The 20,200-nt window shown below is 40.0% G+C and carries 20 protein-coding genes and 5 tRNA genes; 8 read left to right on the plus strand and 17 right to left on the minus strand.

Going from position 1 to position 20,200, the window contains the following annotated elements; translation table 11 throughout:
• Positions 1–135: 135 nt before the first annotated feature.
• The 10 genes from KO534_RS21840 to KO534_RS21885 form a co-directional block, all read right to left on the minus strand.
• On the minus strand, positions 136–537 hold the full coding sequence (locus tag KO534_RS21840) for a GFA family protein (RefSeq protein WP_215933335.1): 402 nt from the start codon (positions 535–537) through the stop codon (positions 136–138).
• A gap of 87 nt (positions 538–624) precedes the next feature.
• Entirely contained in the window at positions 625–939 is a 315-nt protein-coding gene (locus tag KO534_RS21845) for a hypothetical protein (RefSeq protein ID WP_215933337.1), read from the minus strand.
• A gap of 102 nt (positions 940–1,041) precedes the next feature.
• On the minus strand, positions 1,042–1,542 hold the full coding sequence (locus KO534_RS21850; RefSeq protein WP_215933339.1) for a helix-turn-helix transcriptional regulator: 501 nt from the start codon (positions 1,540–1,542) through the stop codon (positions 1,042–1,044).
• 150 nt (positions 1,543–1,692) lie between these two features.
• Entirely contained in the window at positions 1,693–2,301 is a 609-nt protein-coding gene (locus KO534_RS21855) for a hypothetical protein (RefSeq protein WP_215933341.1), read from the minus strand.
• A gap of 78 nt (positions 2,302–2,379) precedes the next feature.
• Entirely contained in the window at positions 2,380–2,661 is a 282-nt protein-coding gene (locus KO534_RS21860; RefSeq protein ID WP_215933343.1) for a hypothetical protein, read from the minus strand.
• A gap of 583 nt (positions 2,662–3,244) precedes the next feature.
• Entirely contained in the window at positions 3,245–4,648 is a 1,404-nt protein-coding gene (locus KO534_RS21865; protein ID WP_215933345.1) for an alanine/glycine:cation symporter family protein, read from the minus strand.
• A gap of 236 nt (positions 4,649–4,884) precedes the next feature.
• Positions 4,885–4,959, minus strand: a tRNA-Gln gene (locus tag KO534_RS21870).
• Between the two features lie 163 nt (positions 4,960–5,122).
• Positions 5,123–5,197: transfer RNA gene (locus KO534_RS21875), tRNA-Gln, on the minus strand.
• Between the two features lie 28 nt (positions 5,198–5,225).
• A tRNA-Leu gene (locus tag KO534_RS21880) sits at positions 5,226–5,310 on the minus strand.
• A gap of 28 nt (positions 5,311–5,338) precedes the next feature.
• A tRNA-Met gene (locus tag KO534_RS21885) sits at positions 5,339–5,415 on the minus strand.
• Positions 5,416–6,294: 879 nt separating this feature from the next.
• Here KO534_RS21885 and KO534_RS21890 point away from each other — a divergent pair.
• From KO534_RS21890 to KO534_RS21905, 4 genes are all read left to right on the plus strand, one after another.
• Positions 6,295–6,645 carry a DUF805 domain-containing protein gene (locus tag KO534_RS21890; protein WP_215933347.1) on the plus strand — a complete coding sequence of 117 codons (351 nt, stop codon included), beginning with the start codon at positions 6,295–6,297 and terminating at the stop codon, positions 6,643–6,645.
• Between the two features lie 166 nt (positions 6,646–6,811).
• Positions 6,812–7,486: a hypothetical protein gene (locus KO534_RS21895; protein ID WP_215933350.1), complete on the plus strand. Its 675-nt coding sequence runs from the start codon at positions 6,812–6,814 to the stop codon at positions 7,484–7,486.
• A gap of 160 nt (positions 7,487–7,646) precedes the next feature.
• Complete coding sequence (locus KO534_RS21900) at positions 7,647–8,105, plus strand: DIP1984 family protein (RefSeq protein ID WP_215933352.1); 459 nt, start codon at positions 7,647–7,649, stop codon at positions 8,103–8,105.
• Positions 8,106–8,356: 251 nt separating this feature from the next.
• The gene (locus KO534_RS21905; protein WP_215933354.1) at positions 8,357–9,388 is read left to right on the plus strand and encodes an alpha/beta fold hydrolase; all 1,032 of its coding nucleotides are present in this window, start codon (positions 8,357–8,359) and stop codon (positions 9,386–9,388) included.
• A 62-nt stretch (positions 9,389–9,450) separates the two neighbouring features.
• Here the strand turns inward: KO534_RS21905 and ychF are convergent, their stop codons facing one another.
• From ychF to lolB, 7 genes are all read right to left on the minus strand, one after another.
• Positions 9,451–10,542, minus strand: a complete 1,092-nt coding sequence (ychF, locus tag KO534_RS21910) for a redox-regulated ATPase YchF (protein ID WP_215933356.1) — start codon at positions 10,540–10,542, stop codon at positions 9,451–9,453.
• 70 nt (positions 10,543–10,612) lie between these two features.
• Entirely contained in the window at positions 10,613–11,212 is a 600-nt protein-coding gene (gene pth / locus KO534_RS21915; protein ID WP_215933358.1) for an aminoacyl-tRNA hydrolase, read from the minus strand.
• Positions 11,213–11,217: 5 nt separating this feature from the next.
• Positions 11,218–11,865 carry a 50S ribosomal protein L25/general stress protein Ctc gene (locus tag KO534_RS21920; protein WP_215933360.1) on the minus strand — a complete coding sequence of 216 codons (648 nt, stop codon included), beginning with the start codon at positions 11,863–11,865 and terminating at the stop codon, positions 11,218–11,220.
• 227 nt (positions 11,866–12,092) lie between these two features.
• Positions 12,093–13,040 (minus strand): ribose-phosphate pyrophosphokinase, encoded by a 948-nt coding sequence (locus KO534_RS21925; protein ID WP_215933362.1) that lies wholly within the window; start codon positions 13,038–13,040, stop codon positions 12,093–12,095.
• Positions 13,041–13,549: 509 nt separating this feature from the next.
• Positions 13,550–13,624, minus strand: a tRNA-Gln gene (locus KO534_RS21930).
• Positions 13,625–13,633: 9 nt separating this feature from the next.
• A complete protein-coding gene (gene ispE / locus KO534_RS21935) occupies positions 13,634–14,500 on the minus strand; it encodes a 4-(cytidine 5'-diphospho)-2-C-methyl-D-erythritol kinase (RefSeq protein ID WP_215933364.1) in 867 nt (288 codons plus the stop codon).
• Positions 14,493–15,020 (minus strand): lipoprotein insertase outer membrane protein LolB, encoded by a 528-nt coding sequence (lolB, locus tag KO534_RS21940; RefSeq protein ID WP_354667971.1) that lies wholly within the window; start codon positions 15,018–15,020, stop codon positions 14,493–14,495. The genes ispE and lolB overlap by 8 nt, the downstream gene beginning before the upstream one ends.
• Before the next feature lie 233 nt (positions 15,021–15,253).
• Here lolB and hemA point away from each other — a divergent pair, with 233 nt between their 5' ends.
• From hemA to KO534_RS21960, 4 genes are all read left to right on the plus strand, one after another.
• A complete protein-coding gene (hemA, locus tag KO534_RS21945) occupies positions 15,254–16,516 on the plus strand; it encodes a glutamyl-tRNA reductase (protein ID WP_215933545.1) in 1,263 nt (420 codons plus the stop codon).
• A gap of 30 nt (positions 16,517–16,546) precedes the next feature.
• On the plus strand, positions 16,547–17,632 hold the full coding sequence (gene prfA / locus KO534_RS21950; protein ID WP_215933369.1) for a peptide chain release factor 1: 1,086 nt from the start codon (positions 16,547–16,549) through the stop codon (positions 17,630–17,632).
• A gap of 18 nt (positions 17,633–17,650) precedes the next feature.
• Entirely contained in the window at positions 17,651–18,508 is an 858-nt protein-coding gene (prmC, locus tag KO534_RS21955; RefSeq protein WP_252732352.1) for a peptide chain release factor N(5)-glutamine methyltransferase, read from the plus strand.
• A gap of 138 nt (positions 18,509–18,646) precedes the next feature.
• Positions 18,647–20,194, plus strand: coding sequence for a response regulator (locus KO534_RS21960; RefSeq protein WP_215933371.1), 1,548 nt, complete (start codon positions 18,647–18,649; stop codon positions 20,192–20,194).
• Positions 20,195–20,200: the final 6 nt, after the last annotated feature.

Raw genomic sequence — 20,200 nt, forward strand, 5'->3', positions numbered from 1 at the left:
GAGGGACAACCTAAGTAAAATCTTTAGCTAAACTCCTATAAAACCTCCACAACTGATTACCTTCCAAACGCTTGGCTTTTAGAGGGCACAGGCTAGATGCGTAGGTCAATAAGCTACTTTTTATAGGATGATAGCTTACTTCGGCAAGCCGTCGAACTGTGCCACACTTTCTAACTCAACAGTCCAAGACGCCTTGCTGGACGAAAAAATTTGCGCAGTTGGCAACATAGATATTTCAGTGTCCAAACATCCTGCAGGGACGACGAGCAATCCTGATATTTGAGTATTGGGCAGTGCAGAACCACAAAGCTTACAAAAGCTTTTACTGTGACGAGTATCAGGAAGCGTAAAGGAAGTCACTTTATCTGGCCCCGAAAGCCAGACCAATTTGGCGGACTGTGAGAATAGATTTGCCCCATGAGCCGAACCGGTATCCTTTTGGCAGTGATGACAGTGGCACACATAAAAACTGTCAAACTCTCCTTGTATCGCAAAGCTCACGGTTCCACAAAGACAAGAACCTAAATGATTATTCATCGAACTTCCTCCGTTACCTGCAATTCAAGACGACAACACTTTGCATAAGCGGTTTTGGCCGCTTTATTCATTTGTTAGGCACTGAAACTACCATAGTTTTGTCGGATCCGTTTTTTCTCGAAATTCTTCTGACAGCTCCTCTACTAAAGCTTCGTCCGTTAGACCTTCTCTTCGTAGTGCAATTAACTGAAGCCAAGCCTTTGATCTGCTGTGTCCATCAAACATCAAAGCCATGTGCTCATTTCTATTTTGAAGCATATTGTAAAGATATAAATATCGCTCATGAGAATGTTGCTGCTCATTCAAAACTACTTCCTTACACTCACTCAAAACTGACGAGCAGTATTTTTCTAATGCGAGTTCTTTTATTTGCTTAAATTTTTTCCAATCTGATTCTTTCATAAAACTACCTTTAAGCTCTACGGTTTTGGTGCCTAACGCTTAACATACGGGGATTTTAGGGGCGCTTTTTCAGCGAGTAAAATTCCCACCATGATGTATTTGTTAGCCATGCTGTCGTTTATATACACCTTGATAATATTCATAAATAAATCCAGGAATTAATGATGGTAAACCAACAACTAAAACCAAGATTAAAAAACTAATTTTATCTAACCTATCTTCTGAAATAGAACTACTAAAGATGGAATCCCTAAGCAAGCTCACCCAAGCAGTGGAGTTGTGACCTGTCCATAAAAGATACAAGGCAATTGAAAGTACGGGTAATAACACCGAAAGGTGGATAACCTTAGCTTTTACACTCATATTTCTAAATGAAAAGCTATCTTCCATTTGTGAAGAAAAACCTTTCGTTACTAATTCAGTGATAGAACATTCGTAAACAGCAGCTAAAGATTTTGCTGACTCTTGTGATGCAACTCCTGTTTTTTCAATTCGTTGAATTGTTCTTAGACTTAGCCCTGAGACTTCAGCCAATTGCGTCTGACTCCAAGCCCTACTATCTCTCTGGTTTTTTAACGTTTCTTTGTTTAATTCCATTTCCATTTTTCAAACCCTCTTCATAAATGTTTAACCAATATGAAGAAGTATTGCCTTTATTAATACGACATATATATGCCAGCAGTATGACAGGACAGTGCCAAGCATGGCTAACGCCTAAAGCAGCGGTTTATCCGCTGCCTTTGTTTGTTATGTTTATTTTCCACGAACTTTTGACCCAAAGAAGTTTTCAACTTTACTTATGGCTTCTGTGATTTTCGTACTGAACTCGTCATTGTCAGAGACGAAGTAAACTACCTTGTCGTTTTCGATAACTCTTTCAGGGTTGTTGTCTACTACTGCACCAGGTCCCGCGTATGCACCTTTCATCCAGAAGTGCAACCAAATTGCACCTCTTAGATCTCCAATTCTTTGTTGGATTTCGTTGAAACTGTTATGGGCATCATCAGACCAAACAACTTTTGTTTCTAAACGTATAGTCTGTAACTCAGCCCATTTTTCGTATAGCTGATTCATTCGTTCATTATAAATTCGTTGCTCTTCATCGAGCCTTCGACCTGCCTCGACCTCTTCCTTGCTCAAGTGAAGCATTGGATTTCTAACAGTTTGAAGCGCTTGCTGAATTTCATAAGCTATAAAAATAGCTTTTTTTGCCAATTCGTATTCACTAGTACCTCGAAGCTGTCTCCTCCAAGCTGTCAGGCCAAGCGTCCCTATAATTAAAGCACCAATTGTTCCTAAGATTGAAAATGCATCTTTGGTCAATGACCAATCAATTTCACTTATTGTTAAGCATAGATTCAATGCGTGCTCCTAAAAATATAACGCCCCAATATGCCGACGAAACGAGCGCAGCGAATGGAGGTCGGAATAATTGGCTTGTTATATGTCATTGCTGAAATTTCCATTGCAAATACTTACTAGTAACTCTGGAACAGTTGAGGAATCCCACCACTGCGCACCCATCCTTAGCCAGGCATTTTTTAAACCTTTGAAATCTTTTCCTGGGTTTTGAATAAATAACTGACTAATTTCACTTGCGAGTTTATCTCTATTTTTTGAATCTAAAGTACTCAAATAAACTTGTGCGCCCTCTTTTGAGCTGGCATAAATAACACCAAAGTCTTGATGAAACCAACGGGCAAATCTTTCCAATTCAGTCAAAGTTGATACCTGACATATAACGCTTATTATCAAGCATGTCGTATATGTAACTTTTCGATTTCATTTTTAATTTCGTCACCAACAGTACTTACCTCTTGATTTCATCAAGTAATTTTAACTTTTTTGCTAGCAAAACCACACAGAGTTGCAAAAGCAACAGGAGACCTGACTTTAACGCGACTTTTCTGCTTCCTATTAAAAACTATGTGAAAAATACTTTTCTTTGTTAAATTAATAACTTAACGTACTTTTGAAAAACAAAGCGAGACCAAAGGAAATGAAATAACAGGAAACGAAATAAGCACTATTTTCTAAATCTCATTATATTTGATTTTATATACATCTGATTCAAAGTTCGCCTTACTAAAGTTTATTGATATAAATACAATGACAGACTGCTGAAAGTGGCATCGAGATTTCCCTAGTGTTTAAACCTCGACTGTCCGTTTTTAGGTGCGAAGTTTTCTATCACCTCAATTCTTCTAAACATCTATCTTTGCTACAAAGCATTCTTTCAACTTTGAATAAGCCCCAATATTTTAATGGGGCAGACTAAGTGGGGATTCTTCTAAGTTATCAATGTTTACCAAATTCCGTCTTCTGATTTACCCTGTATTTCACAATCTCCGGCTTTGTAAGTGATTTTTTTACCACTTTCTCGTTTCGCAAAATAATCTTTACTGATAGATACAATAGTCGGCGTCATAAGCACTATTGCAGTTATGTTGATAACTGTCATTAATCCTAATGCCATGTCGGCTGCGGCCCAGACTTCAGGTAGTGCGGCCATCGAGCCCCACAAAATCATTAAGAGATAGCCTGTAGTGTACGCTGTACGTCCTATTTTATTGTCGAGCTTAAACATATGTAGGTTACTTTCACCGTAAGCGTAATTAGCGACCACAGAGGTAAATGCGAATAAGCTGATAGCTGCTGCAACAAAGTCACCCCCACCTTCACCTAAATGTGAACTCATAGCATCTTGCGTTAAACGAATGCCTTCCATGCCTTCTCCTGATGCGCCGCCAGCTAACAAAATGACCACTGCCGAGCAGGTACACAAAATCATAGTGTCTATAAACACCCCTAACATTTGTACGTAACCTTGTGATACTGGATGATTTGGGTTAGGTGTGGCACTTGCTGCCGCATGGGGCACGCTGCCTGAGCCCGCCTCGTTTGAGTATAGACCTCGCTGTACGCCGTGTTTAAACGCGGCACCTATTGCACCGGCTCCTGCTTCTTGCAGCCCAAATGCTGAGGTGATGATGTCCCACAGCATAGCTGGCACAAGTTGGATATTTAAAAAGGTGATGGCTAGGGTGACTAAAACGTAACTCACCGCCATGAAAGGAACGACCCACTCGGCAAATTTTGCGATGGCTCGTAAACCACCAATAACAATTAATCCGGCTAAAAATATAATGACCAAACCAGAGTAAAGGGTAGGGATGTCATAAGCGTGGTTAAGAGCATCAGTGATAGTATTGGCTTGTACCGCACTAAAAATAAAACCATAACCCAAAAATAAGAACAATGAGAATATCACCGCTAACCAGCGTTTGTTTAGCCCTTGCTGGATATAATAAGCGGGGCCACCACGAAACTCGCCGTTGGTATCTTTTACTTTATAAAGTTGCCCTAAAACACTTTCAGCAAAGCCTGTAGCCATTCCAAGGATCGCAATAACCCACATCCAAAATATTGCTCCAGAACCGCCTAATGAAATCGCTACAGCAACACCTGCTAGGTTACCTGTACCAACGCGAGCAGATAAGCTTGTACACAAAGCTTGAAAAGAACTGATCCCAGCTTTATCGCTTTTGTTACTGCCTTTCATCACCGAAAACATATGCCCAAAGTGACGTATTTGAATAAAGCCTAGTTTCACCGTAAACCACACACCGGCGGCCAACAGCATATAGATCAATACTTGGCCGTTTCCCCAGAGAATATTATTGATAAAGGCGACAGTTTCGTTAATCAAGTTTTGACTCACAAGTATTTGAATTTATGCTGGAAGTTTGCCGTTTAATGGCATTTTTGTCTAGAGCCTAGGGCAAATGAGCACAAACAAAACCCCAAGTAATAACTTAGCGCTTTTTAAAATTGGGCTGGGTAATTGGAATCGAACCAACGACAGAACTGCGGATAAAAACCTGCGTTAGAGATAAGCCAGTCGCAAAAAAAACGCCAAACAAATGCTTAGCGTTTTCTTAAATATGGCTGGGGTAGCTGGACTCGAACCAACGAATGACGGGATCAAAACCCGTTGCCTTACCACTTGGCTATACCCCAAGAGAGTAACAGAATGACTGGTCGTCATCTATTCTCAGAAAATTGTCAGGGAAATCCCCGAATTTACAATATCAATCTTTAAAATTCTGACCGTACTAGATTTAACTAACGAGTTAATCGAAAATGAAAATCTAATTTCACAATAGCCAAATTGTCTAAAAATTGGCTGGGGTAGCTGGACTCGAACCAACGAATGACGGGATCAAAACCCGTTGCCTTACCACTTGGCTATACCCCAACAAAAACTACTATAGAACCTACTATAATGGTGCGGAAGGAGAGACTCGAACTCTCACGCCGTGAAGCACTGGAACCTAAATCCAGCGTGTCTACCAATTCCACCACTCCCGCAAACTTTTATCTTATTTAAAGGTAAAAGTGGTGGCTACAGCGGGATTCGAACCTGCGACCCCATCATTATGAGTGATGTGCTCTAACCAACTGAGCTATGTAGCCACTAAATCACTCCGTCTCCGAAGTGGCGCGTATTATGCTGATCTAGGTTTTTGTCGTCAACCGTTTTATGACAATAAAGTGTCTGTTTGGTTAGATACTAAGCAAGTGACCGCAAATTTTTTGTCTAATTAAGTAAAAAACGCTAAGACTAAGCAATATTGGCCGATTGAGTTGCAAAAATGCAGCAATGTATCTCGTAAGATTATTACTCTTTAATAACGAGATAAAAGGTAAGGCTGACAATATAGGGTACGGAAAGGGTATGGAAAATGTAGACCCTTCAGTTAAAATAAACACAAAACAATAGTAAATAACACATGATAAAAAATTGGAAACTAATAGTTAAATTATCCATGATTGTTACCGTCTTAGTCTGCTTGGGGGCTTCAGTTTTTGTAACGGCATTAGAATGGCTAGAAAACCCAAATTCTATCTTTCATTCATCATCTGGCACTAACTGGCAATTTGTTGTTGACACTTTTTTTAGCTGGTTCTGGCCCTTATTGTTGTTAGTTTTTCCACTTTCTATCGTGTTATCAATAATTTGGTTTACGTTAAAAACTAAACAAAAGACTTAACGTTAAATGCTTGTTGGTGATTTAGTTATTATTAATCACGAGCAAAGGGAGTTTCAATTGGTGAATATTTTTAGCGAAGTCGAGCTAGAAATTTAATCAGAACAGGGTATCTTAGTCGGGTTTGTATTCTTCATTTATTAGCTATTGGAATAAAAAGCCTTTGGCTCAAAGGTAATATTGTTTTATCAGTGAATGTAGACAAAATAACAAATGGAAAATTATGGAAGATAGGCTGTATTTTTCAGATGTATCAACCCTAAAGTTTTACTCTTTCTAAACACAACAACAAGGAGGATCCAATATGGATTATTTTATTGGAGCGTTACAAAAATATGCAGAATTCACAGGTCGAGCGAGAAGAAAAGAATATTGGATGTTTTTTCTGATTTACACTGTCTTGATCATTCTAGTTTCTGTTCTTGATGCGATTTTGGGTCTTGGTTTCCTTTCGCTGATTTTTTCACTCGCTATGTTAGTCCCTAGTATTAGTATTGCTGCTAGACGTCTTCATGACACAGGACGTACCGGCTGGTGGCAACTCATTTCTTTTATCCCACTTATCGGTATTATTATTTTAATCGTATTTTTGGTGCAAGATAGCCACGAAGACAATGAGTATGGCCCTAATCCTAAATCGGGTGAAACGGCCTAGTTCTTGGTTGTTAATTAAATCATGCTAGGTTGCCCTGCCTAGCGTACATTACAACTAATGACACACTTTGAATTATTCTTATTCAAACCGTTACAAATCTTTACGATATTGAGGCCGTGCTTTCCGATAAACTAGCGGCCTATTTATTACTTTCAAGGAAGTTATTATGTTACCAATCAATTATCGTTTGTCTTTAGTGTCGCTGTGTATTCCTCTGTTCCTCGTTACTGCATGTGGTGAGTCCGATAAAATAGCAGATGAAATCCTCGAAGAAATCGAAACGGATTCTTACGCCGATATTGCGGTTGTCAATACCTTAGATAGGGCGGTTTCGATTCACGTTAAAAGTGAACTGTTCAATCGAGATGTATTCAACAGTGACTTTAAAGAACTGGAAGTTCTTGCTGAAGATGTGAGCGACAACCACCGTTATGAGTGGGTATCGGATAACGATAAAACAGACTTTGCTATTCAAGATGCGAATAATGGCGAAAATAGAGCCAGTAAAGAAGTCACCTTAGACGATAAAGAGGACTATTGGGTGATTGCATGGCAAGACGGGCAATCTCGAGCTGTGGATATTTTTGAAAAGGAACAAGCGCCCGAAGCAGACAAATACAAAGTAAGAGTATTTGCTGATGGTGCATACACTATCGCCATCGCTGGTGCAGATATTGCCTCTTCTACTCAAGGTGAGGTCAGTGGAGGGTATAGTATCACCAATTGTGATGAGTTGAGCATTGCCGGCACGGATATTGACCTTTGTACCATTGGCACAGCTGGTAAATCTTACCTAGTTACTTACATTGAAAGTGGTACGTATTTTATTTCGCAAGAATAGATATTTGTTTGAACTCGACTTAAAGAGTTTTAAGTTGAGTTTGAAATCACTTCAAGATAAGTAAATTATACGCAATTTTAAATGGTGCCCATTTTAACAAAACATATTGTGTACTCTCTAATTTAACATATGGCGCTGGTAGGCTATTAAGGATATTCATTTGAAACTCGCTGAAGCTCTAAGTATACGTGCTGACTTACAAAGAAAGGCAATTCAATTAAAAGAGAGAATATTAAGAAATGCAAAAATCCAAGTTGGAGAAAAGCCGGCAGAAGATCCCAATGAGTTACTTTTGGACTTGGGAAAGGTGTCAAAAGAACTGGTTATATTAGTTAACAAAATAAATCGAACTAATACTACTATAAAGTTTGATAGTGAAAATACGCTGGCGGATATTTTAAGCGAACGAGATCAATTAGCTTCTCTTCGTGACCTTCACCGAGAACTTGCTAAACAAGCAACGGTGACACAAGACCGTTACAAAAAACTGGAGATAAAATTTGTGCCAGCTGTTGACGTAAGGAGCATTCAGAAAATGGCGGATGGGTTTTCTAAACAGTTTCGCGAATTGGATGTCAAAATTCAGGCTTTAAACTGGACTGAAGATTTATTGGATTAAAGAAGTACGGTAAGTTTGTACGCGGGCGAATGTTTCCCGTCAACTGGGTTATGTTGAGATATGGTTAGGCGCAGGGGCATGCCTAGAGGGTTCGATTCCTTCAGTTATTGTTATCCCCTGTATTGGGTACATTAGAACAAAGTACTTATATTACTGTTACTACCATAAACATTGACGTATACAAGCTGAGGGTGGGTTCGGGGTAACCTTTAATCGATACGCAAATTATTTCTATGAAAAAGGCCTAGGCTATGTTTGGATTTCAAAAAGTAGCAACAGTTTTGAGCTTGTTGTTTTTATTTAACATTGCAACTGCGCAAGTACCACAGCAACTACAAAAAAATACAACTGCTTCCTATGATGCTGTGCTTAGTCAATATGACTATAGCCATGAAGTTAAGTTTTTTGAGTTGCAATCCCAAGGTAAAACACTGCAACTCGCCTATAGTTTTTTGCCGAGACAAGAAAACAAACCCGTAGTGACATTGTTACATGGTAAAAATTTTATTGCCGATTATTGGGCCACCACAGCCAGTTTTTTACAAAAGTTGGGTTACGGTGTGTTAATGGTGGATCAAATTGGTTTTGGTAAGTCTTCTAAACCAACAGATTATCAATACTCTTTTGCTGTGTTAGCCAGTCATACAAAAAGGTTGCTGGATAGTTTAGATATTGAAAGCACCATAGTACTTGGGCATTCGATGGGAGGCATGTTGGCAAGTCGTTTTGCTTTAATGTACCCAAACTCAACCAAGCAATTAATTTTACTTAACCCGATTGGTTTAGAGAACTATTTAGAATACGTTGAATACAAAGACACTGACTTTTTCTATAAAAACGAGCTGAAGAAAACCGCTGAAACGGTTAAAAATTATCAACGTAATTTTTATTATGACGGCCAATGGAATCAACGATATGCGGCCTTAACTGACTTTATGGTTGGGCAATTAAATGGACCAGACAAAGCATTGATTGCGTGGGTTAATGCCAAAACGTACGACATGATATTTACCCAACCAGTAGTCACCGAATTTGAACTCTTATCGATGCCGGTGAGCTTGATTATCGGAACTAGGGATAGAACCGGTCCTGGCAGAAATTGGCAAAAACAAGGCAATCACTACGAACTGGGGAGATATGACCAATTAGGTAAAAAAGTGTTGAGTATTATCCCCAATGGTAGATTGTACGAAATGCAGGGTTTAGGTCACTTGCCACATATTGAGGATTTTATGGGGTTTAGTAAAATTTTAACTAAGGCTCTTAGTCAAACTAGCCTTTAAGGGCGGGTTTCGAGAATTCTCCAACACTGATGTGGTGTTGGAGATATACATTAAACTAATGTCTAAACGTTAAACCTAAAGTGAATAACATCACCGTCTTTAACGATATATTCTTTGCCTTCTAATCGCCATTTACCCGCATCTTTGGCACCTTGTTCACCGTTGAATTCGATGAAGTGCTCATAACTGATAATTTCTGCGCGAATAAATCCTTTTTCGAAGTCAGTGTGAATCACCCCTGCGGTTTGCGGCGCAGTAGAACCTTCTCGGTAAGTCCAAGCGCGTACTTCTTGAACACCAGCGGTAAAATAGGTGTTAAGTGCAAGTAATTCGTAACCACAACGGATAACACGGTTTAGCCCCGGTTCTTCTAAGCCCATATCCGCCATAAATTCAGCTCTTTCTTCGTCGTCTAGCTCACCAATTTCCGCTTCGATTTCGGCACACACCGCTACGACGACTGCGCCTTCAGCTGCTGCGATTTCCCGTACTTTGTCTAAATACGGATTGTTTTCGAAACCATCGTCATTAACGTTGGCAATATACATGGTTGGTTTAAGGGTTAAAAAGTTCATGTAACTGATAAGTTTAAGTTCATCCTTATCTAATTCTAATGAACGTAATAGCGCCCCCTCATCCAAATGAGGTTTAATTTTTTCCAATACTTTAAGTTCGGCTTTTGCGTCGGCATCTCCACCTTTAGCGCGTTTAGCGACTCTGTGTAATGCCTTTTCCGTTGTTTCTAAATCTGATAATGCCAACTCAGTATTAATAATTTCAATATCATCTTGAGGACTTACTTTACCCGCCACATGGACAATATTCTCATTGTCGAAACAACGAACAACGTGACCAATGGCGTCGGTTTCACGAATATTAGCTAAAAACTTATTGCCTAAACCTTCACCTTTAGAGGCGCCGGCAACTAAACCTGCAATATCTACAAATTCCATAGTGGTAGGAATGGTACGTTTAGGGTTAACTATTGCTGCTAGTTTGTCTAGGCGCAGGTCTGGTACCGGAACCACACCGGTATTCGGCTCGATAGTACAAAATGGGAAGTTAGCCGCTTCAATTCCGGCTTTGGTTAAGGCGTTGAAAAGTGTTGATTTGCCGACGTTTGGTAAACCTACTATGCCACATTTAAAACCCATTTTGTTTTCCTCTTAATTTCGTATAAATAAACTGACGATGTGCGCCATAGTTAATATGTTTATTGAATTTTTATTCTGCCTTGAACGAATGCAATCGATTCATGGCTTTTTTGAGATCGTCTTTGACTAATATTTCTAGGCAACGGGTTGCTTCGTCAATTGCATCTTCAATTTGTTGTTGTTCTTTTTGTGGGGCTTTGCCTAATACATGACCCGTGACGCGATTTTTATTGCCTGGATGGCCAATGCCTATTCGTAAGCGCAAAAAATCTCTTTGATTGGCCATACTACTAACAATATCTCGAATACCATTTTGACTAGAGCTACCACCAGTTTTGAATTTTGCGGTACCTGGAGGCAAATCTAACTCGTCAAATGCTACTAACAAACCTGTGAGTGGAATTCGATAAAAATTCGCCATGGCCGCAACAGCTTGGCCACTTTTGTTCATATAGGTAGTAGGGATGAGAAGTCTAATATCTTGACCACCAATCGAGATGCGACCAGTGTAACCATAGAACTTGCTTTCAAGTTTTAAGGTGCAGTTGTACATTTTTGCGAGTGATTCTACAAACCACGAACCCGCATTGTGACGTGTGTGCTGATATTCAGGGCCTGGATTACCCAGGCCCACAATTAGGCTAATGTGCGCTAATTGTTTATCAGTCAAGCTACTTATTCCGCAGGTGCTTCTTCTGCATCTGCATCGTCGTCGCTTTCATCTTCAACTTTAGGACCTTTCGCAAGTTTAACTGTAACTACAGCTAAATCATGGTCGTCTTCGCCTTTGTTTAGCTCAACTAAAGAGACACCTTTAGGTAAAACTAAATCGCTCAAGTGAATAGTTTGATCTAGTTCAACGTTTAATAAGTCAACTTCAATATACTCAGGTAAATCGCCTGGTAAACAACTTACTTCAACATCAACCATGTGATGTTCAGCGTGGCCACCATTTAACTTAATTGAATCCGCTTTTTCTTCATTAATGAAGTGTAAAGGAACGTTAGTGTGAAGTGCTACTTTTGCGTCAATGCGTAAAAAGTCAACATGCATAACAATAGGTTTAAAAGCATGACGTTGCATGTCCTTAACCAATACTTCTGTTTTCTTTTTACCAATATTCAAAGTTAGAACATGAGAGTAAAAAGCTTCAAAGCCTTGGGCTTGAAAAAGTTTGTTATGATCAAGGGTCAAAGAAACGGCTTCTTTACCCGCTCCGTATAAGACTGCAGGTACTTTACCGGCGTGACGTAGGCGGCGGCTCGCACCTTTCCCTAAATCAGTACGGACTTCTGCGTCTAGTGTGAAAATTCCATCAGACATGTGGTAACTCCAAAATAAAATAGTATGTTTGTGTAAATTTTTGCGACCAAAATTTACGTAAGTGCTGTAAGTTTTCTAACAATTGCTATGAAAACTACAACGTCCCCAAAAAAGGGCGGCGAATATTAACACCAGTCTGAGTTGGAAACAATGTATTAGCGCGCTAAATTAGCAATAAAAAAGCGGCCAATCGAAGCCGCTTATTTTGTACTTATTCATTACCAACTTTAATATTCAAACATTGCAGAGATAGATTCTTCATTACTAACTCTTCGAATCGCTTCTGCCAGCATGTTAGATAGGGTCAATTGTTTAACTTTAGGTAGGGCTTTTATTTCTTCGCAAAGAGGGATGCTGTCGGTGATAATAATTTCATCAATTACAGAATCACGTAAATTTTGCGCAGCATTACCCGAAAAAATAGCGTGGGTAGCATAAGCATAAACATTTTTAGCGCCATGGGCCTTTAATGCTTCAGCTGCTTTTGCCAAGGTGCCGCCCGTATCAATCATATCATCAACTATGATGCAGTCTCTGTCTTGAACATCACCAATAATGTGCATAACTTGGGCTACATTTGCCTTAGGTCGACGTTTATCGATAATCGCCAAATCTGTGTCATTCATCAATTTTGCTAAAGCACGTGCTCGTACAACACCACCAATATCCGGCGATACTACAACGGGATTGTGAAAATCTCGTTGACGCATATCGTCCAGCAAAATAGGCGTTCCAAAAGCGTTATCCACTGGCACATCGAAGAAACCCTGAATTTGTTCTGCATGCAAGTCGATTGTTAAAACACGATCTACTCCCACATTGGATAAAAAGTCAGCTACGACTTTAGCTGTGATAGGTACCCTTGCAGAGCGTACTCGTCTATCTTGTCGCGCATAACCGAAGTAAGGAATTACAGCGGTAATTCGACCCGCAGAGGCACGTCGAAATGCATCAATCATTACAATCAATTCCATCAAATTGTCGTTTGTTGGCGCACAAGTTGATTGAACAATAAAAACGTCTGAACCACGCACATTTTCGTGTATTTCTACACTGATTTCTCCATCACTAAAACGCCCAACGCTTGCATGTCCTAGCTTGGTATAAAGCCTATCTGCTACTTTCTGGGCCAATTCAGGTACTGCATTTCCAGAGAAAATCTTCATATCCGGCACGGTAATATCCTCAGTGCTTATTAATTGATTGCTGTTTTAAAGTTAACTTCCGCGATTAAATCGTAGAGGAAACTTATAATCATAGTAACCAAATTTTTAAATTGGCTGGGGTAGCTGGACTCGATCCAACGACATAGTCGCGGATCAAAACCTGTTGCCTCAACAAGTATTACTAAATTTTGGCTGGGGTAGTTGGACTCGAGCCAACGACATATGTCGCGGATCAAAACCTTCTATTTCCAATGCCAAATTATTATCAAAATTGGTTGGGGTAGCTGGACTCGAACCAACGACATAGTCACGGATCAAAACCTTCTATTTCCAATGCCAAGTTATTATCAAAATTGGCTGGGGTAGCTGGACTCGAATCAACGACATAGTCACGGATCAAAACCTTCTAATTCCAATGCCAAGTTATTATCAAAATTGGCTGGGGTAGCTGGACTCGAACCAACGACATAGTCGCGGATCAAAACCTTCTATTTCCAATGCCAAGTTATTATCAAAATTGGCTGGGGTAGCTGGACTCGAACCAACGAATGACGGGATCAAAACCCGTTGCCTTACCACTTGGCTATACCCCAATTAAACTTCTATATTTGTGCTTGGATCTGGCTATGTAAAAGGGATGTATTCACCCCATTTGCAACGAAACTTGTTGTGCCTGTTGGCAACAACTTTTGAACATCTAACGCTTCCTGATGATGCTCAAACATTGCAAAAACACATGCTCCTGTGCCGGTCATCCTCGACGGCGCGTATTCTAACAACCAGTGTAATGCTTTTGCAACATTCGGATAGCGATCACAAACTAATTGTTGGCAATCATTGTGGGTGTTTGCAAAACTATAATCGCTAAAGTTAATCTTTGGCGTATTTCTGGGTAGATCTGCTAATGAAAAAACTTCTGCTGTAGATACATGGCTGTTGGGAAATACCACTAGATAAGATCTTTTTGGCAAGCTGACTGGTTGTAGTTTTTCACCAACCCCTTCGGCAAAGGCGGTGTTTCCCTGAATAAAAATAGGCAGGTCGGCACCTAAACTTAGACCAAGCTTTGATAACTCAGCTTCCGTTAGCTGGCAACCCCACAAACGGTTTAGAACTAACAATGTGGTGGCAGCATTTGAAGAGCCGCCTCCTATTCCTCCTCCCATAGGAAGCCTTTTTTTAAGGTGTATTGTGCAACCTAGATTAGTAGATAGAGCCGCAGGAATATGTTGTTTTAATAAATGCGCTGCTTTTACGATTAAATTATCTTCATCTGCAACCCCTACAATAGGATCCGCTAGAGTGATTTTACCTGACGAATTGACATCAAAAGCGAGTTCATCACCATAATCAAGAATTTGAAACAAACTTTGTAATTGGTGATAGCCGTTCTCGTAACGGCCATTAATGTGTAAAAAAAGATTAAGCTTGGCAGGACTTGGCCACCATATCTGGGAGAGGTTATTCATGTAAATTCCATGTGTTGACACGAATTATTAACTGACTGTTGTTGATCTTGTTATGTAAAACTACTTTATGAGGTAACCAAGTTTGCTCTACTATTTTGTAGTTGTCGTAATTGATTAACCAATTTTCACAATTGTCGCAGTTCGGTTGCAATTGGTTAACCCAACCTTGTTCGCTAATTTCCACTAAGTCTGCACGCTGATGTTGCCCTTTTATCCAAAAACGTAATTTTTCTACCGGTATCTGCCATCCAGTCACTCGCCAAATCAAGCGACTGGCATCTGTATCTTGGTAGGTTTCATCATCTGCAACCAGAGAGACAAGGTTTTCATCACCTTTCATATTTACAAGGGATGTACCAATGACTGATGTCATATTAAGTTGGAATTGTTGTGGTGTTTGTTGCCACCTAAAGTTGGCACTTTGTTTCTTTTCAGGGCTTTTAAAACCTAATTTACCTTTAATAGACCAGCGTTCTAGTCCTTTTAAGGATGCTTGATGCACAGAAGAATTTAAATTCACTGGAGGTGGTGGGGGATTAGCACAACCGAATAGAATGAAAACTAAGAAAAGGACAAAAAAAGTTGGTTTTATGTTCAGTTGGCTGATTAACACAGTTTGAATCACACTCATCAAAAGAAAAAATCGATTGAGTCAATAGGAACATACAACGCACATCGCTTTCAATAGTTTTACCTTTTGCGTACAATGCCGCCAATAAATTAGCCCTTTGTTGTAGTTTGTCTAATCACTCCATGATCCTAATTGCTTTTGGTATTAATCACAAAACCGCCCCAGTTGAGTTACGTGAAAAAATAGCGTTTTCGCCTGATGCGATAGTGCAAGCGCTAGCATCTTTGCGGCAAGTCACTGGTGCAACCGAATCTGTGATTTTATCAACCTGTAATAGAACCGAGGTTTATGCGCAACTTGACTCACAACAGACAATGAACATTGTTCATTGGTTAGCTAATTTTCATGGTGTGCAACTAAATGATTTGGAAGAAAACAGTTATTTGTATACCGAGCAACAGGCGGCAAATCATATTATGAGAGTGGCCTGTGGATTAGATTCCATGATGTTAGGTGAGCCACAAATTTTAGGCCAAGTAAAACAAGCGTTTACTGATGCTAGAAATTCTGGGGTGATTAAAGGCTATTTTGAAAGATTGTTTCAACACACTTTTGCTGTAGCAAAAAGAGTACGTAATGAAACAGATATTGGAGCGAATGCTGTTTCAGTTGCCTACGCGTCAGTTCAACTAGCTAAACATATTTTTTCATCCTTAGAAAAAAGCCGGGTGCTGTTGATTGGTGCGGGCGAAACCATAGAACTTGTTGCCAAACACCTCTACGAGCAGAATGTTAAGTCACTCACAGTAGCAAACCGTACCTTGGCGAGGGCCCAAAAAATAGCAGAGCCGCTACATGCCTCTGTATTAACTTTGGCGCAGATTCCGCAACATTTAAAAGACGCTGATATTGTTATTAGTTCGACTGCGAGCCAACTGCCTATTTTAGGTAAAGGTTTAGTTCAAAGTGCTTTAAAAGAGCGTAAACATAAACCAATGTTTTTTGTGGATTTGGCTGTACCTCGTGATGTTGAGGCCGAAGTAGGGGAGTTAGACGACGCCTATTTATATACTGTGGATGATTTGCAGCAAATAGTAGAAAAAAACTTAGCCAATCGACAGGATGCGGCTGCACTTGCTGATGATATGGTAGAACAACAAGTTCAACAGTTTATGCGTTGGCAACAAAGTCAAACTTCTATTGATGTATTAAAGGGGTTTCGCGACCAAAGTGCTATGCAGCGCGATAGCCTAGTAAGTAAAGCGTTAAACCAATTAGCAGATGGTAAAGACGCCGAACAAGTAGTTATTGAACTTGCCAATAAATTAACCAATAGTCTCATTCATGCGCCAACCAAAGCATTAAAAAATGCGGCTAGTGAACAAGATTCACAGCAGCTAGCATTACTAATTGATGCATTAGACTTAAAAAAATCAGATAATTAGCGGCAAAGTTAGTCCGCGTACAGGAAAATAATGAAAGAATCGGTTCAACGTAAACTAGAAACCTTGATTGAACGCTTCGAAGAGGTCCAAGCCTTATTAGGCGAAGTAGAAGTGATTGCTGACCAAGACAGGTACAGAGGATTAACCAAAGAATATTCACAATTAGAAGATGTAGTGAAGTGTTTTAGGGATTATCAACAAGCCCAACAAGACTTTGAGTCAGCTCAGGAGATGATGCAAGAAGACGACGCGGAAATGCGTGAAATGGCTCAAGAGGAATATAAAACCTCCAAACAGAGCATCGAGCAATTTACTCAAGAACTACAAGTTTTGTTATTGCCCAAAGATCCCAATGACGAAAGTAACTGTTTTGTGGAGATCCGCGCGGGAGCAGGGGGAGACGAAGCTGCAATCTTTGCGGGCGATTTGTTTCGAATGTACAGTCGTTATGCTGAAAAACAAGGCTGGAAAGTTGAGCTTGTGACCGCCAACGAAGGTGAGCATGGCGGATATAAAGTTGTGATTGCCAATATAATTGGTGACGGTTCTTACGGTATTATGAAGTTTGAGTCTGGTGGACATCGTGTTCAACGAGTACCAGATACAGAATCACAAGGGCGTATTCATACTTCTGCATGTACTGTGGTAGTGATGCCAGAAATACCTGAATCTGAAGCCATTGAAATAAATAAAGCAGATTTAAAAATTGATACCTTTCGAGCTTCTGGCGCTGGTGGACAGCATGTAAATAAAACTGACTCGGCTATTCGTATTACCCATAATCCATCTGGCATAGTGGTTGAATGTCAAGATGAACGCTCGCAACATAAAAATCGAGCCAAGGCGATGGCTATTTTGCAATCTCGTTTGACTCAATTAGAAGAAGACAAACGCCTAGAAGACGAGACATCTACCCGCCGCAATCTAGTGGCAAGTGGAGACCGTTCAGAACGTATTCGCACTTATAACTTTCCACAAGGACGAGTCACCGACCATCGTATTAACCTGACCTTATATTGTTTAGATGATGTAATTGCAGGTGACTTAAATGCGGTGTTAGAGCCTATAAGGCAAGAGCACCAAGCCGATCTGTTGTCTTCTCTTTCTGACGAATAGATTGTTTTGGGGGATTCATTGCTTACCATAGCGCAAGCATTGGTTTGGGCTAAAACTCAACTCAGGGATAGAGGTGTGAGTGATGATGGTTTACATGAATCAGCTGCTATTGATAGCAAAGTATTGTTAGCAGCCAGTTTAAACAAAGAACTGGTGTATCTGCATACCTGGCCCGAAAAGTTACTAGATGAATTGCAGATGCAAACCTTTAAAGAATTTGTTGAGCAAAGATCTGCCGGTCATCCAGTGGCACATATTATTGGTTACAGGGACTTTTGGACCTTGCGCTTAAAGGTTACTCCAGATACGTTGATCCCTCGTCCTGAAACTGAACTCTTAGTGGAAATAGCGCTTACTCTGGATTTACCTGAGAGTGCAAAAGTATTGGATTTAGGAACTGGTACTGGGGCTATCGCGTTGGCTCTGGCAAGTGAAAAGCACAATTGGGTGATTACTGGCGTCGACAAGCAGTCCGATGCGGTAACTTTGTCTAAACACAACGCTACTTCAAATAACTTAGAACGAGTCGCGTTTATGCACAGTGATTGGTTTTCCGCTGTAGCAGCACAACAATTTGATCTAATTGTTAGCAACCCTCCGTATATTGAAGAAGAAAACCGTTATTTAAAACTCGGGGACGTTCGCTTTGAACCCAGCAGTGCTTTAACAGCGGGACATGATGGTCTTGAAGATATTCGCCATATAGTTGCTCAAAGTAGGCGTTATTTGAGTGGTAACGGCTGGTTAGTCATTGAACATGGATACCAACAAGGAGCGGCAGTGACTGAAATATTTAAAGAAAACGCATACAACAATATCTGCACTCACGACGATCTCAATGGCTTACCTCGTATTACCTTCGGGAGTTTTCAATAACTGTTAGGATTTAAAGCAATATTTTTATGTCCTTTTAAGTTGTTGTTTCAAGCATTTAGTTATAACTTAACGTAAAATTTTTGCAGGGTAGTATTAGCTACAACTTATTACCAAGTCATTGTTTTAAGGGAAAGTGTTATGTCTGACGAGATATTGTTCGCCGAAGATACTGAAGAAGAAGTTGAATGGCATGGCAAATGGAAAGTTTTGATAGTTGATGACGAACCTGAAGTACATGCCGTCACAAAACTTGCTCTTGGGGACTTTGTTTTTCAAGAAAAAGATCTAGAGTTCATCAGCGCGTTTGACGGCGAAGAAGCAAAGAAGATGTTTCTGGAACATGATGATATAGCCGTTGTGCTATTAGACGTGGTGATGGAAACTGATGATGCGGGCTTAAAAGTAGCTGAATTTATTAGAAACGAAGCTGACAACCATTTTACTCGCATTATTTTGCGTACCGGGCAACCAGGCCAAGCACCAGAGCGTGATGTAATCATTAATTATGATATTAATGATTACAAATCTAAAACTGAATTGACTGCGCAAAAACTTTTCACTGTGGTGATTTCTGCACTTCGCTCTTACCGCGATATTATTGTTATTGAAGAAAATAGGCAGGGATTGGAGAAAATTATCTCTGCGTCCGCTGACCTGTTCAGTATTCATTCCCTAGAAAGTTTCATCGAAGGTATAGTTCAACAATTAGCCTCATTGCTGGGAGGAACACGAGATACTGCTTATTTAACCTCTGCAGTAGTAGGTCCTAAACCGATAGAACAATACAACAGCTCGGAACTATACGTTTTTACAGGTAGAGGGGAATACGAAAATAAAGAGGGAAACCGTTTGGAAGAGGTGATAAGTGGGCGAGAGTTAATTTCATGCCAGCAAGCTTATGCCAATAAATCCATGGTTTATGAAGATGAGTACCTAGTCGTATATTGTGACAGTAAAATTAAAAAGGGCTCATTACTTTACATGTCAGGGTTACCGAGAAAATTAACCGATACTGACAAACATTTAATCGAAATATTTTCCCAAAATGTTCAAATTGCATTCGATAACGTGTTGTTAAATAAAGATATTGAAGATACACAAAAAGAAGTGATTGAACGTTTAGCTGATTCGTTAGAAGAAAATTTCGGTAGTGAGAACCACACAAAACGTATGGTTAGAATTTGTGAAGTGTTAGGTAAAGCTGCCAACTTATCTAAACAAGATTTAAAAACACTATGTCTAGCAGTGCCTCTTCACGACATAGGTAAAATTAGAATTTCTGACAGAATCATGTTGAAACCGGGAAACCTCGATAATGAGGAAATGCTCAAAGTGCGAAACCATGCAGAGATAGGTTACAACTTGTTGAGAGATTCTAGCCGGCCTCTTATCAAAGCCGCCGCACTCATCGCTAGAGATCACCATGAATACTGGAATGGTAAAGGTTACCCCAGAGGTAAGTCTGGTGAGGGAATACACATATTTTGTAGGATAGCGAGTATTGCTGATGCCTTCGATGCGATGCGCACCAAGCGTAGTTACAAAGAAGCATGGCCGGTAGAAAAAGTCATGGAGGTCATTGTCGCCGAGAAAGGACAGCAGTTCGATCCAAAAATGGTTGAACTTTTGCAAGAAAATATCGATGAAATTGAAAGTATTATGCAAAATTTGTGTAGCGATAGCTGATTGTAT

The organism is Paraglaciecola arctica, assembly GCF_018861065.1.
Taxonomy (GTDB): Bacteria; Pseudomonadota; Gammaproteobacteria; order Enterobacterales; family Alteromonadaceae; genus Paraglaciecola; species Paraglaciecola arctica_B.